This is a genomic window from Protofrankia symbiont of Coriaria myrtifolia (genome assembly GCF_900634755.1).
Classification (GTDB): Bacteria; Actinomycetota; Actinomycetes; order Frankiales; family Frankiaceae; genus Protofrankia; species Protofrankia coriariae.
The window spans coordinates 17,386-31,152 of the sequence record NZ_CAAAFS010000127.1 but is presented as its reverse complement, the minus strand read 5'-3'; the positions used below and the strand labels follow the sequence as shown (position 1 = coordinate 31,152).

Annotated in this window: 12 protein-coding genes, 1 tRNA gene and 1 pseudogene; 3 read left to right on the top strand and 11 right to left on the bottom strand. The window is 70.2% G+C overall.

Annotated elements, in window-relative coordinates:
* On the top strand, positions 1–463 hold a 463-nt coding region (locus CM1CMNOD_RS07070), incomplete at its 5' end, for a hypothetical protein (protein ID WP_131773909.1).
* 118 nt (positions 464–581) lie between these two features.
* On the opposite strand, the gene CM1CMNOD_RS07065 is transcribed toward CM1CMNOD_RS07070, so the two are convergent.
* From CM1CMNOD_RS07065 to nadD, 6 genes and pseudogenes are all read right to left on the bottom strand, one after another.
* Positions 582–998 (bottom strand): hypothetical protein, encoded by a 417-nt coding sequence (locus CM1CMNOD_RS07065; RefSeq protein WP_013872981.1) that lies wholly within the window; start codon positions 996–998, stop codon positions 582–584.
* A complete protein-coding gene (locus CM1CMNOD_RS07060) occupies positions 995–1,246 on the bottom strand; it encodes a hypothetical protein (protein WP_131772350.1) in 252 nt (83 codons plus the stop codon). The genes CM1CMNOD_RS07065 and CM1CMNOD_RS07060 overlap by 4 nt, the downstream gene beginning before the upstream one ends.
* A gap of 442 nt (positions 1,247–1,688) precedes the next feature.
* A tRNA-Ala gene (locus CM1CMNOD_RS07055) sits at positions 1,689–1,762 on the bottom strand.
* 100 nt (positions 1,763–1,862) lie between these two features.
* On the bottom strand, positions 1,863–2,591 hold the full coding sequence (locus CM1CMNOD_RS07050) for a histidine phosphatase family protein (protein ID WP_013872979.1): 729 nt from the start codon (positions 2,589–2,591) through the stop codon (positions 1,863–1,865).
* Entirely contained in the window at positions 2,588–3,001 is a 414-nt protein-coding gene (gene rsfS / locus CM1CMNOD_RS07045) for a ribosome silencing factor (RefSeq protein WP_013872978.1), read from the bottom strand. Before rsfS ends, CM1CMNOD_RS07050 begins: the two co-directional genes overlap by 4 nt.
* 393 nt (positions 3,002–3,394) lie before the next feature.
* Positions 3,395–3,961: pseudogene (gene nadD / locus CM1CMNOD_RS07040) on the bottom strand (nicotinate-nucleotide adenylyltransferase); the annotation flags it as partial.
* 345 nt (positions 3,962–4,306) lie between these two features.
* Here nadD and pgm point away from each other — a divergent pair.
* On the top strand, positions 4,307–5,971 hold the full coding sequence (pgm, locus tag CM1CMNOD_RS07035) for a phosphoglucomutase (alpha-D-glucose-1,6-bisphosphate-dependent) (protein ID WP_013872976.1): 1,665 nt from the start codon (positions 4,307–4,309) through the stop codon (positions 5,969–5,971).
* Positions 5,972–6,280: 309 nt separating this feature from the next.
* Here pgm and CM1CMNOD_RS07030 read toward each other — a convergent pair whose 3' ends face one another.
* The 3 genes from CM1CMNOD_RS07030 to CM1CMNOD_RS07020 all read right to left on the bottom strand — a co-directional run bounded on the left by CM1CMNOD_RS07030 (position 6,281) and on the right by CM1CMNOD_RS07020 (position 10,130).
* Entirely contained in the window at positions 6,281–7,144 is an 864-nt protein-coding gene (locus tag CM1CMNOD_RS07030) for a DUF4349 domain-containing protein (RefSeq protein ID WP_157490988.1), read from the bottom strand.
* Between the two features lie 603 nt (positions 7,145–7,747).
* Positions 7,748–9,181: a vWA domain-containing protein gene (locus tag CM1CMNOD_RS07025; RefSeq protein WP_013872974.1), complete on the bottom strand. Its 1,434-nt coding sequence runs from the start codon at positions 9,179–9,181 to the stop codon at positions 7,748–7,750.
* Between the two features lie 73 nt (positions 9,182–9,254).
* Complete coding sequence (locus CM1CMNOD_RS07020) at positions 9,255–10,130, bottom strand: AAA family ATPase (RefSeq protein WP_013872973.1); 876 nt, start codon at positions 10,128–10,130, stop codon at positions 9,255–9,257.
* Positions 10,131–10,418: 288 nt separating this feature from the next.
* Here CM1CMNOD_RS07020 and CM1CMNOD_RS07015 point away from each other — a divergent pair, with 288 nt between their 5' ends.
* Entirely contained in the window at positions 10,419–11,261 is an 843-nt protein-coding gene (locus CM1CMNOD_RS07015; RefSeq protein ID WP_013872972.1) for an NAD(P)-dependent oxidoreductase, read from the top strand.
* A gap of 121 nt (positions 11,262–11,382) precedes the next feature.
* Here the strand turns inward: CM1CMNOD_RS07015 and CM1CMNOD_RS07010 are convergent, their stop codons facing one another.
* Together CM1CMNOD_RS07010 and CM1CMNOD_RS07005 are read right to left on the bottom strand one after the other, a co-directional pair.
* On the bottom strand, positions 11,383–12,105 hold the full coding sequence (locus tag CM1CMNOD_RS07010) for an SCO family protein (protein ID WP_013872971.1): 723 nt from the start codon (positions 12,103–12,105) through the stop codon (positions 11,383–11,385).
* Between the two features lie 84 nt (positions 12,106–12,189).
* Complete coding sequence (locus CM1CMNOD_RS07005) at positions 12,190–13,368, bottom strand: glycoside hydrolase family 6 protein (RefSeq protein WP_237703025.1); 1,179 nt, start codon at positions 13,366–13,368, stop codon at positions 12,190–12,192.
* Positions 13,369–13,767 lie beyond the last annotated feature (399 nt).

Sequence of the window (13,767 nt, the reverse complement as noted above, 5' to 3'; positions counted from 1 at the left end):
CACGAAAGTGGGAACCCTCCAAGCACGCGTCGCGAAGTGGACCTGCCGAGCAGGCCACCTGGAGCGAACGCGACCACTCAAGCTCAGCCAGCACACCTTCACCGACCACACCAGCAGAGTCTGGACGGTGGTGTTCTCCCCCGACGGCACCCTGCTCGCCAGCGCCAGCAGCGACAACACGGTACGGATCTGGGAAACAGCCACCGGGCAACCCGTCACAACTTTGGTCACGCTACCGGCTGGCGGATGGGCCATACTCCGCCCAGATGGTTCGTACACCGTCTCCGGCGACGCTGGAGACAGTTTCTGGTGGGCGGTCAAACTGTGCCGCTTCGCCCCCGGCGAGCTCGGCCCTTACCCTTATGTCCCCACAATCCGCGCCATCCCACCGCCCTCGACTGCTCCGCAACAGCCCTCACCAAGAATATCCGAATTCCCAACGTCCAAGAATGCGGTGATCTGATCTGATCACCACCAGAGCCCGGACGGCCTGGGGTGAGATCCCCCGGGCTACCCAACACCCCGACCCAGCCCATCCGCGGTCAGGTAATTCGCTCCTCAGAGAACTCGGACAGGAGGGGTCAGACGGCTACAGAAACCTGTTCGACGAGCTTCAGGCGGCGGCTGACGGCTTCCAGGAGACCTTTGACCATAACCACATCGGAGCCGGAGGCAAGGTTCTCACTCATAACGATGCCGTCGTCAGCCGCGAAGGCAACGGTGACTTTCCGTCCGTCGCGCAGTTTTTGTAGCGCGGTTGACAATTCATTACCTGATGCGGTTTCGATCTCTATACGCTCGTGTTCGGTAAGTGGCGTGTAGACCCAGAACCCGATGTCTTCCAGATCGAGGATGCTCTGGTAAAGAAAGTGATGCCAGTCCTGAGAGAAAAGACCGAGGAGGGGGATATCATAGAAGTTGAGAACAGGGCCGTCGACCGTACTGGCTGTTGGATGCCACGGGTTGGCCCGCTCTTCAAGGGTGACAAGGTCGCTCACGTCGGGTCCTCCCATTCCGGCTCGTCGAAGCAGGCATCGAATGCCCGGCTGACATCCTCCGTCCAGTCGCCGTGGCGTCCTACCAGGGCATGATCCGGGTTCATGGGACTGGGAGCATGACGAACGTAGAAGCCCGCTGCTTCCAGTCTGCCTACTACGGTACGACGTACACCGTCGCCGCGCCTGTGGTTCAGGCCGATTGTAGTGGCTGCCTGTTTCGGCGTGACGTCTCCGATGATGACGGACACCGCCTGCTCCCGTCCCCATCGTGGCCTGCGGCGGAAAGCTGGCCCGCCGAGCGGCTTGTACCGGTTGCCGTACTGGGACAGGATCTCATGATCTCCCAGGTCACGGATAGGCAGACTCACGGAACGCAGCGTACCGGATCGTCCGAGACACAGCCGCATTGGGCCCTCTGCGTCGTTATGCCGTCAGATCTTTTGGCCGCTCCGGCCAGCCACAACACTCATAGCGGATTGGTCCCCAAGGGGACAGACACGGCAGTGACCGCATCCTCGGGAAGCAGCCAAACACATAGGCTTCGTCGTTCTCTCTACCTTATTACTCGATTACTCGACCCCCCCGGCCGGGCGAAGCCCGGCACCGGGGGTCCGGGGGTCGCCTCCCGGGTAGACATCGCGGCCACCGGCGAAGCTGACCGTAGGTCAGCGAGCACGGAAAGTTAGCCCGTGGAGCTGAGGGGATTCGAACCCCTGACCCTCACACTGCCAGTGTGATGCGCTACCAGACTGCGCCACAGCCCCAGATGTGTTACTGCCGCCCTGCCCTGCTGCCTGTCTCCCTGTCGTTCCCCCGTACCGCTTGCCTGCTTCGCACACCTTACAGGCTCTGCCGAGTTCCCGTTCAGAAGGTACTCGGCGAGTGTACCGGTTCGATGTCGGGGGCGGCCGAGGCGCCAAGCGTGGGCGGGGCGGCCCGCGCGAGTGGCCCTGCCGACGCCGCCCGCGGGGCGTCCGTCCGAGGAACGGCGCGGGTGGCGGCGAGCGGGCCACTGTTGTGCTCGAGCAGCCGGAACCGCCCGTTGGAGCGGCGCAGCAGCGACCAGCGGCAGTTCCCCAACGGGCCGAAGTGCCACCACGTCGACGGCGGTACGTCGAGCAGCCGGCCGATGAGGGCCCGGGCGGTGCCGCCGTGGAGCACCAGCACGGCCAGTCCGTCGTCGCCGGGCAGCCCGCTGGCGACGAGATCCTCCACGACGCCGATCGCCCGGGCGCCGACCTCCTCGTAGGTTTCACCGCCGCCGCGGCGGACGTCCTCGCCGCGGTGCCAGGCCGCCGCCTCCGCGGGGAAGCGCTCCGCGGCCTGCCGCGCGGTCAGGCCCGACCACTCCCCCAGTGAGATCTCGCGCAGCCGGGGGTCCGCCTGGACGGTCAGGCCCAGTTCGGCTGCGGTCGTCCGGCAGCGCAGCAGATCCGAGGAGACCACGACGTCCGGCGCGAGCGCGCGGATCGCCGGTGCCACCAGCCGGGCCTGGGCCCGACCGGTGGCGTCCAGCGGCGGGTCAGCATGCCCCTGGAACCTGCCCAGCTCGTTCCATGCGGTGCGGCCGTGGCGCCACAGCAGGATCCTCACCGGCGGCCCGCGCCGGGGGCCACCGCTTCCGCTTCCACCCGACGGGCGATGTCACGGTCGGTGAAGGTGATCCGTGGGCAGTCCTTCCACAGCCGCTCCAGGTCGTAGTACGTCCGCTCCTCGCCGTGCTGCACGTGTACCACGATGTCAGCGAAGTCGAGCAGCACCCAGCGCCCCTCGCGTTCACCCTCCCGGCGGACCGGCTTGGCGCCAAAGCCGCGCAGACGCTCCTCGATCCCGTCAACGACTGCCTTGACCTGCCGTTCGTTGTCCGCGGACGCGACGACGAAGCAGTCCGTGATGGCCAGCCGTTCGCTGACGTCGAGCACGACGATGTCACGGGCGAGCTTGTCCGCCGCGGCCTGCGCCGCTTCGAGGGCGAGCTCGACGGCTCGCGGGGATGCGGTCACGAATACACCTCTCCGGGTTCGGTGGGTCGTCGGGCTCCGGTGGATCGTCAGACCCTGGTGGATCATCGGTCGCGACCATCACCCGCGCTGGTACGGCTGGCACGTCCTTCGTCGACCGACTGTGGGCGTGTGCCAAACCAGCTTGTGTACTGCCTGTCCAGCCTGACACACGCAACACTTTCACGAGCCTGGATCTGCCCTGCGTCGGCTCAGCGGGCCCGCCGGCCTGATCGGCCCGGTTCCCGCGGGCGCCGCACCGCCGGCACCGCTGCCGCCGGCGTCACCGCCACTTCCGGTACCGGCGGCACCGGCTCGCGGACCCGCCGGATACACCAGACCCGGCGAGCCGGCCGGGCCGGTCGGAACAACCAGGCCGGTCGGGGCGGCCTGGCCGCGGGGCTGGTACAGGCCGCTCTTGGCGATGAAACGCACCACCCCGTCCGGGGTGAGATACCAGATCGGCGCCCCGCGGCTGACCCGGGCCCTGATGTCGGACGACGAGATCGCCAGCGCTGGCACCTCCAGCAGGCTGACGGCGTCCACCGGCAGGCTCGCGTCGAGCTCGAGCTGGTAGCCGGGCCGGGTGACGCCCACGAAGTGGGCCAGCCCGAACAGCTCTTGGACGTCCCGCCAGCTGAGGATCTGCGCCAGCGCGTCCGCGCCGGTGATGAAGAACAGCATGGCGTCGCTGCGCTGGCGGCGCAGGTCCCGCAGCGTGTCGATGGTGTAGGTCGGGCCGCTGCGGTCGACGTCGATCCGACTCACCGTGAAGCGAGGATTACCCGCCGTCGCGAGAAAGGTCATGAGGTATCTGGCCTCGGCCGGTGACACCTCCCGGTCGGCCTTCTGCCACGGCTGCCCGCTGGGGACGAAGACCACCTCGTCCAGGTCGAACAGGGCGGCGACCTCGCTGGCGGCCACCAGGTGGCCGTTGTGCACCGGGTCGAAGGTCCCGCCCATCACGCCGAGCCTCACGAACGGACAGTAACCGGAGCACGGCGCGGTTTCGACATCTCACCGGATGTATCACATCTGGCGGCGCCCGGCACACCCGCTGTCACGCACTGGACCTGACGAGCGAGGAAAGCGAGGAAACCACGCACGGGGACGACACGCGTGGGAGGCGCGTGGGAAAACCGGGGATCGGCGGGAAAAGCGGGACCGCGGGAAGTTCGACAACCGCCGGGGAAGCGGCCGTAACCATGCCGCCGTCGGCCCGCTAGGCTGGAAGTGCCGCAACCATTCCGGGCTGGCCGTGACCGGCGCCCGCGCCTGCCACTTCTGCTGCCCGAGGGGGCCCGCCTGATGCCGCCCAGTCCGCTCGCGGGCCGGCCCGCGCCACCCGACACCCTCATCGACGTGGACGCGCTGCTGGCCGCCTACCACGACGAGCATCCCGACCCCGCCGAGGCCTCCCAGCGGGTCGCGTTCGGGACGTCCGGGCACCGCGGATCGTCACTGCGACGCTCCTTCAACGCCGACCACATCGTCGCGGTCACGCAGGCGATCTGCGAGCACCGGGCCGCGCACGGGGTGGACGGGCCGCTGTTCCTCGGCATCGACACGCACGCCCTGTCCGCGCCAGCCCGCGACAGCGCACTGACGGTGCTGGCCGCGCACGGGGTGGACGTGCGCGTCGCCCCCGGCGACGAGGCCACCCCCACCCCGGTGATCTCCCACGCGATCCTCACGCACAACACCGGCCGCGGCGCCGTCGGCCAGACCACCGCCCGCCCGGGCGGGATCGCGGACGGGATCGTCGTCACGCCGTCGCACAATCCCCCGGCGGACGGCGGGTTCAAGTACAACCCGCCGAACGGTGGGCCGGCCGACACGACCATCACCTCCTGGATCCAGGACCGCGCGAACGCCCTGCTCGCCGACGGGCTGCGCGGCGTCCAACAGGTCTCCCTCGAGCGGGCCCGGGCCGCGGCCACCGTGCACGACTACGTGTCGGCCTACGTCGACGACCTGCCGTCCGTGATCGACCTCGACGCCATCCGCGGCGCGGGGGTGCGCATCGGTGTCGACCCGCTGGGCGGGGCGAGCCTGGTCTACTGGCAGGCCATCGCCGAGCGTTACAAACTCGACCTGAACGTGGTCAACGCCACCATCGACCCGCGGTTCGGCTTCATGACCGTCGACTGGGACGGCAGGATCCGGATGGATCCGTCGTCACCGTACGCGATGGCCTCCCTGCTGCGGCTGAAGGACTCCTTCGACGTGGCGCTGGCCAACGACGCCGACGCCGACCGGCACGGCGTCGTGACCCCGGCGGCCGGCCTGCTCAACCCCAACCACTACCTGTCGGCAGCCATCTCCTACCTGTTCGCGCACCGCGCCGACTGGCCGGGCGCGGCTGCGGTCGGCAAGACCCTGGTCAGCTCCAGCATGATCGACCGGGTGGCGGCCGGGCTCGGGCGCGGCCTCGTCGAGGTCCCGGTCGGCTTCAAGTGGTTCGTGGACGGGCTGGTCGACGGCTCGCTCGGCTTCGGTGGGGAGGAGAGCGCCGGGGCGTCGTTCCTGCGCCGCGACGGCCGGGTCTGGACCACCGACAAGGACGGCCTGATCCCCTGCCTGCTCGCCGCGGAGATCACCGCCGTCACCGGGCGGGACCCGGGGCGGCTGTACGAGGAGCTGACCGGCCAGTTCGGCGCGCCCGCCTATCGCCGGGTCGACGCGGCGGCTTCCCCCGCGCAGAAGAAGATCCTGACCTCCCTCACCCCGGCGGACCTCGACGCCAGCACGCTCGCCGGCGAGCCGGTGCGGGCCGCGCTCTCGCACGCTCCGGGCAACGGGGCGGCGATCGGCGGGGTGAAGGTCGTCACCGAGAACGCCTGGTTCGCAGCCCGGCCGTCCGGCACCGAGGACGTCTACAAGATCTACGCGGAGAGTTTCCGCGGCCCCGAGCATCTTCAGACGGTCCTCGCCGAGGCCCAGGCGGTCGTGGACGCCGCGCTGCGTCGCTGAGGTTCTCCCCCCGCGGCATCGCGGCGTCGCCGAGGCCCCCGGCGTGGCGCCCCCCGTGTCGCCACGCCAGGGGCGGGTCCCGGGGCGTCTCTCCCGCCCCGGGACCCGCCCCTGGCGTCCCCCGTGTTGTCGCGCCGTGCCACGCGGCGGCGCCACGCCGCCAGTTGCCCCTGTATTCCCGGCCCCTGTTTGTTGGCGCCGCTTGGCGACGCTGCGGAGCCACAGGTTCCGGCTTCTTTCTGTCTCCTGGTGTGACGTCCTCGGTGTGACGTCGGTTGTCCTGCGACAGTTGGCCTTCGGTGTCGTGGCCTACGGTGTCGGCGCGCCCGGGGCGGTGGGCGTCCGGGTGCGGTTGCGGATCCTCCGCAGGAGGCGGTAGCCGCCGAAACCGGCCCCGGCCAGCAGCGCGATCAGGACGATCGGCCCGATCAGACCGACGATCACGGCTACCCCACCGGTGAAACGGTCCCAGGACAGTCGCAGCGCCCCGGCCAGCCCCTCGTCGTCATTCGGGTCCGGCCTGGTCGTGGGCGTTCCCTGCTCGCTGATCCGTACCGTGAGGGTTGCCAGGTCGCTGGCGTCGGCCAGCACCTGGCGCTGCCCCTCGAGCTGTTCGATCCGCCCCTGCACGTCGTCGATCCGCTGCTGGACGGAGAGGATCTCCCCGATCGAGCCAGCCTTGCCCAGCAGGGCCAGGTAGGTGTCGCGCGAGTTGCTCAGCGCCTTCAGCCGAGCCTCAAGATCCACATATTCACCGGTGACATCCTGTGAGGAGACGGTTGACGCCCGGACCTCGCCGGTCTTCCCCACCTGGCCGCGCAGGTCGTCGAACGACCTGGTCGGCACCCGCAGGGAGACGGTCGCGCGCTGCTGGTCGTCGTCAGAGGTGGCCGAGGTCCCGCTGCTGTCCAGCGAGGCGAGATAGCCGCCCAGCCCCTGCGCCGCCGTCGAGGCGGCGGCGACCGCCGCGTCGACGCCGCCTGGCCTCACCTGTAGTGACATCGAGCCGGTCCGGACGATCCGTGGCTCGGCTCCGGCCGGCCGGGCCGGATCGGCCGCCCGCGCCGTCGGCACGGAGCCAGTGGCGATGCCGGAGCCGGCGCCGGACTCGGCCGCGCGTACGTCGCCGGCCAGGGGAGCGGACGGCGCCGCCGGCTCCCCCGGAGCCACCATCCGCGAATCGCCCGGAGCCTGCCCGTCACCGCCCACGGCGGACGACCCCGGCTGTGACGCCGGCATGTCAATGGCCGGCAGCGGGACATTCGACGATGATCCGGACGTATCCGACCAACTGCCGATCGCGACAACAGCGCCGACAACGGCAACAACCCCGACAACAACCGCCACGCCGATCAGACGCCACCTGAAAGGGCCGCGTGTGACCGCGACCCTCGCGCCTGCCAGCGCTCCCGTGACTGCCGCGCCTCCGCCAGCGCCTCCGCCAGCCGCTGTGGTTTCTCTGGCTGCCGTGCCTCTCGTGGCCGTCGCGGCACCATCACGCCGGTCCGCAGCAGCCGCCGACGCCGAGGCCGGTGGCTCCGCCACCGCCGTCGATGTCCCTCCTGGCGGTGGCGCCACCGTCGCGGGCGCCGCCGGGGCGCTGTCGGGATCCCGGACGTTCGGACCTGTTCTGACCATCCCGGTGGCCACCCTTCCGTCAGGTGTCAGCTCTCGCGCTGCCAGCTCCTGGAAGGTTGGACGCCCGCTCGGCCGTTTCGGTTCACCCCGGTTTTCCGGTCACGTCGTGAAACGTCCGCCAGGGCGGAGACGATCGGCTCAGGAGGGCAGGAGGCGTTCGATGAAGGACTGGAGCTGCTCGACGTTGCGGCACTCGACCATCTCGTCGACCAGGTCGGCGTAGGCGCGGGTGGCCGAGTCGCCCGAACCCCAGTAGGTACGCGGTTCGGGGTTGAGCCAGTAGGCGTGCCGGGCCTGCGCGCACAGCTTCCCGAACACCGGCGCGGCGGTCGCGCGGTAGTTGTTGCGGGCGTCCCCGAGCACGAGCAGGGAGGTCTTCGGGCCGACCGCGTCCGGATACCGGTCGGCGAACACCTCGAAGGCGTGCCCGTAGTCGCTGTGCCCGTCGAACCACACCAGATCGGCTCCGTTGGCTATCCGCGCCATCATGTCGCCGAGGTCGGCGCCCCGCAGGAAACGGGTGATCTCGTCGGTGGTGTCGATGAACGCGAACGCCCGGACCCGGGCGAACTGCTCCCGCAGCGCATGCGTCAGCAACAGCGTGAAGTACGCGAAGGACGCCACCGACCCGGAGACGTCGCACAGCACGACGAGCTCGGGCTTGTGCGGCTTGTGCGGCCGGTGGTGGGTCTCCATCGGCACCCCGCCGGTGGCCAGCGAGGAGCGCACCGTGCGGCGGAAGTCGAGCCGGCCGGAGCGTCCGAGGCGGCGACGCGCGGTCAGCCTGGTCGCGAGCCTGCGGGCGAGCGGGTGGACCAGGCGGCGCAGCTCCGCCAGGTCCCGCTGGGAGGCGCGCAGAAAGTCGACCTGCTCGGCCAGGGGCTTGACCGCGGTCCGTGCGACCGCGTCGGCCCCGCGTTCCTCGGCGAGCCGGCGGCGCACCTCGGTGGCGACCATCTCCTCGAAGGTGCGGATGCGTTCCATGATTGTCTGCCGGGCGACCCGTTCCGCGAGGCCGCCGGCCTCCTGCTCGCCGAGCATCGCGCTCAGCAGGTTCGCGACGAGAGTGTCCGGGGACAACGCCCGCAGGGCCCGGTAGGCGAACCAGGAGCGCCGGCCGGGCGCACCCGGCGCCGACCCGAACCTGGTCACGGCCTCGCGGGCGAGGCGACGCAGTTCCTCGTCGTCCCCGCGCAGCAGGACGTCCAGCAGTTCCCCGCGCAGGGCCTGGCGCAACAGCTCAAGATCATGATTGTTGTCGGCGGCACCGCCCGGTTGGGGCGGATCGGTTGCCGTCCCCGGCACGCCGTCCTCGCCAGCCGGGAAAGCATCGACGGACAGCCCGTCGCCGATCACCGGCGGGAAGTAGAGATCGAACAGCGTGTCGAAGGTCACCCGGTTGGTCGGACGTTTGCACATCGTCGCCGCGAACCCGGCGCGCAGCGCCTCCCTGTCGAGTGGCCCGACGGCCGTGAGCGCGCGGACAGCGTCCACGGTCTCGGCACTGCTCACCGCCATCCCCGCCTGTCGCAGCGCGGCGGTGAACACCACCGTACGGTCCAGCAGACTCATCCCGGACATCCCATCGCGTCACGCCGTGCTATGAAATAACACTCTGTGTTATTTCAATCCAGATCAGACATGATCAGTTCGAGCTGAGTTTGAGCTGGCCAATGGCTCGCGTCTGATCACTTACGTGTTTGAGAACGACACCCAGGGTGGACGCCACGGCCTCCTCGTCGAAGGTGTCGATCCCCAGCGCCAGGACCGTCCGCGCCCAGTCGATCGTCTCGGCGATCGACGGAACCTTCTTCAGCTCCATCGCGCGCAGCGCCCGGATGGTGCCGACGATCGCCTCGGCCAGTTGCTCGGGCAGCTCCGGCACACAGGCGAGGACGATCTCCTTCTCCCGCGCCGGGGACGGGTAGCCCAGGTGCAGGTACAGGCAGCGACGCTTGAGCGCCTCGGACAGCTCCCGGGTCGCGTTGCTGGTCAGCACCACGAACGGACGCTGGCGGGCGACGATCGTACCCAGCTCGGGGATGGTCACCTGAAAGTCGGAGAGCACCTCCAGCAGCAGGCCCTCGACCTCGACGTCGGCCTTGTCGGTCTCGTCGATGAGCAGCACGGTCGGGTCGGTGCGCCGGATCGCGGTCAGCAACGGCCGGGACAGCAGGAACTCGTCACTGAAGATGTCGTCATGGGTTTCGTCCCACGCCTCGTCGCGACCGGCCTGGATACGCAGAAGCTGCTTTTTGTAGTTCCACTCGTACAGCGCCCGGGCCTCGTCCAGCCCCTCATAGCACTGCAGACGGATCAGTTCGGCGCCGGTCGCGGACGCGAGGGCCTTGGCGAGCTCGGTCTTGCCCACGCCGGCCGGCCCTTCGACAAGCAGCGGCTTGCGGAGCCGGTCCGCAAGGAAAACCGTCGTCGCTATGGCATGATCCGCCAGGTAGCCGGCCGCTCGCAGCCGGTCATGAACATCCGCCACATCGGCGAAAGCGTGCTGCTGTAGCGGCATATACACCTCTTGTGTGATTCAGCCCCTCGTCCATAGTGCCAGCGATGGGCTGCCCGACGCGACCGCACAGCCTTTGCGTGCCACCGCGCGCGTCCAGGTCCACACTCTCATGAGCGGGGAGGGCCCGAAAACCGAAAAACCCGGCGATCCGGTGGCGGCGGCTTCCCAGGACCGGTGGATCCGGAGGATCCACCGGGAACCTCGACGCGGAGGAAGCACGGAAGAAACGTCGTCGCACCGGCTTCGGCCCACAGGCCCGCGGGGCAACACGTAGGGGGAGGCAGAACCATGAACGTCGCTTTTCTCGGCATGGGACGGATGGGACGGGAGATGGCCCGCCACGTCATCGAGGCCGGCCACCAACTGACGATCTGGAACCGGACACCGGGCCGGGCCCGGGAGCTGGTGGCCGCGGGCGCGCGCGAGGCCGCCTCCGTACGGGACGCGGTGGCCGGCGCCGACGCGGTCGTGCTGATGCTCTTCGACGACGCCTCCGCCCGTCAGGTGCTCGGCGACGTGGTCGCCGGCGCGCCCGCACGCACCCTCGTGATCAATACGACGACGATCGCGCCCGCGACCGGACGGGATCTCGGGCGGGTGGCCGCCACGGCCGGGCTGCGCTACGTGGAGGCACCCGTGGTCGGGACGATCGGACCGGCTCGGGACGCCACCCTGCGCGTGCTGGTCGGCGCGAGCGAACAGGACGCGGCCGCCGCCGAGGAACTGCTGTCCCGGTTCGGCACCACCCGGCACGTCGGCGGTGTCGGCGCCGCCACGGCGTTGAAGGCCGTCGTGAACCTGGGCCTGGCGCTGGCCACCGGAGCACTCGGCGAGGCGCTGCGGCTCGGATCGGACCTGGGTGTCGACCGTGACCTGCTGCGCTCCGAACTCGCCGGCGGCGCGCTGGGGTTCATCCTGAACTACAAGCAGTCGATGCTCGCCGACAACGACTTCCAGCCCGCCACGTTCACCCTCGACGGTCTGATCAAGGATCTGCGGATCGCCACCGGCTCGGCCCGCCGACCGCTGCCGATGGCCACGACCACCCTGGCGCTGGCCACGGAGGCCTCCGACGCGGGGCACGGCAAGGAGGACTTCGCCAGCCTCGCCGCCTACTACACCGCGACCTGACCTCCACCCCGGCCTGGCCGCCAGCGCGGCCTGATCTCCAACCCGGCCTGATCTCCAACCCGGCATGGCCGCCAGCGCGGCCTGACCAGCACGTGGACGGCCGCCGGCCGGCGTGGGGAGGTCAGGTACGGCCGGCGATCAGCAGCGGGATGTCGTGGACGTAGTCGGCGACCTTGGTGCCGGCGAGGTACGCGACACGGGCGGTCCCGTTCGGGCTGAAGGCCGTCACCTGCGTGCCGTGCGAAACGGTCACCGACCCGTCGGGCTGCCGCTGTGGCCGCTCAAGCGTGACGCCAAGCTGCTCGGCGTAACCGGCGACCGTCTCGAACGGGCCGGTCAGCCCGACGAACGACGGGTCGAACTGGGCCAGCCAGCTGCCCAGGGCCGCCGGGGTGTCTCGCTGCGGGTCGGACGTGACGAACACCACGGACACCTGGGCGCGGTCCGCTGGCGGCAACGTGCTCAGCGCAGCGGCGATGTCCGCCATGGTGGTCGGGCAGATGTCCGGGCAGTGGGTGTACCCGAAGAACAGCAGGGTGAGCCGGCTGGCGGTGGCCGCCCGGAAGTCGTAGGGACGCCCGTCTGTGCCGGTCAGCCGGATGTCCGGCTTGCCCAGCGGCTGCTGTAAGGCCACCCCGCGCACACCCGCGGCACCCGGGAGATCGTCAAGGTGCACCAGCCCGTTGCCCCGCTGGCCGGATGTTCCCGAGGAACCGCAGCCGGTGACCAGCACGGCGAGCAGGATGCCGGCGAGGAACGCGGCCGCGAGCGTCCGGGACCGCAGTGCCCGGAGCCGTCGTGTCCGGGATCGCCGTGTCCGGGATCGGAACCGGTGGGAGTTCACCCGTCAACAATGCACCCACCTGCGACGCGAGCGTCGCACCCACCGGGCAGCACGGTTCACCCACGCCGGCCGACGGGCGGCTGGTCAGCCGGCGGCGCGGGCGGCCAGGCTCAGTGCGTAGTCGAGCCACCACTGGCCGGCGCCGGGCCCGCCGTTGCACGTCCCGTCCGACTCCCCAGGGACTTTGATCCACAAATACGCGTCGACGATCGGATCACCTGTGTTACCGGTCGGCGCGGCGCCCAGCGCCCGGCCCGGCGGATTGCACCAGACGTTGCCGGGGGCCGGGCCGAGCCCGTTGCGGCTGGTGTCGATGACAGCGTGGGCGGTGCCACCCAGCGCCGCGGACACCGCGGCGGCATAGGCACGCTCGTCCGCCGTCTCGTCGAAGTTCGAGACGTTCAGGGCGAAGCCGCGGGCCCGGTCGACGCCGGCGGCGCGCAGCCTCGCGGCGGTGTCGGCGGCGCTGTGCCAGGTGGCGTTCCCGGCATCGAGATAGACGGCCACGCCAGCGCGGGCCAGCACGTCCACCGCGTTGCTCAGCAGCGAGTACCGGGTCTGGCGGTCGGCCGCGGACAGGCAGTCGGTCTGGGCGATCGCGTCGGGTTCGAGGATGACCGCGGCCGAGCCCCGGCCGATACCGGCGGCGAAAGCGGCGATCCACGCCCGGTAGGAATCCGGGCTACCGGCTCCGCCAGCGGAGTAGCTGCCGCAGTCACGATTGGGGATCGCGTAGGCGACTAGTACCGGCAGCGCACCGGCCGCCCGGATCTCGTTCACGCGCCCGGCGACCCTGGTCCGCACGGCGTCCGGGTTCGCGGTGTCACCGCCGAACCAGTCGGCGTGCGAGGTGTTCGCTATCCGGCTCAGCGCGGCGGCGTCCGCGGGCACGCTGTTACGCAGCCGGGCGACCGCGGCCACGGCCTCGCTGTCGGGATCGACGTAGAACCTGCTCCCGGCGAACGGATTGCCGCTGGCCGTTGCCGGCGCCGCTGGCGGCTGTGCCGGCAGCGGCCGCGCGGCGGGGGCCCCGGCGTGCCCGGCGGGATGTGTGGGTTGCGCCACTGGCGCGGCAGGGGTCTGTGCCGGCGCCGGGGCCAACGAGCCGAGAAGCGAGGCAACAGCGGTCAGCGGCCCGGCGGCCACCGTACCGACCGGGCGCGGGATCACCACGTCCACCGAGGACGAGGCCGGAGAGGTCTCGGGGAACACCACCCGTACACAACCGAAACCCGCGAATACGGCGGCGGCGACGACCGGCACCAACCATATCCATCGCGGCCGGCGGGATTTCGGACGATGCGCATGGCGGGCGGTCCGGCGCCCGGGCCTTCCATGCACCTCTGTCGACACACGACCTCCGAACGGGCGGTTGGATGCGCTGGCTTTCTTGCTCACCCCCTGTCCGTACCGGCAGTTTAGCAGCGGCCGCACCGACGGCGCGGAAAGCCGACACAGGCCAGCGCCCGCCGTCACGCTTACGCCGGAACCATGCCGGCAGCATGTCGACACGATGCCAGCAGCATGCCGGCAGGATGACGACAACGACCACCGACGACTACCTCCGGTTGCCGGAAAAACAATCGACGTTGTTTTTTCATTGTGATTCTGCAGACGTGGCGGACGGGAGAATCCCGCCGGCGGCGGGCGTATGCCCGAGGC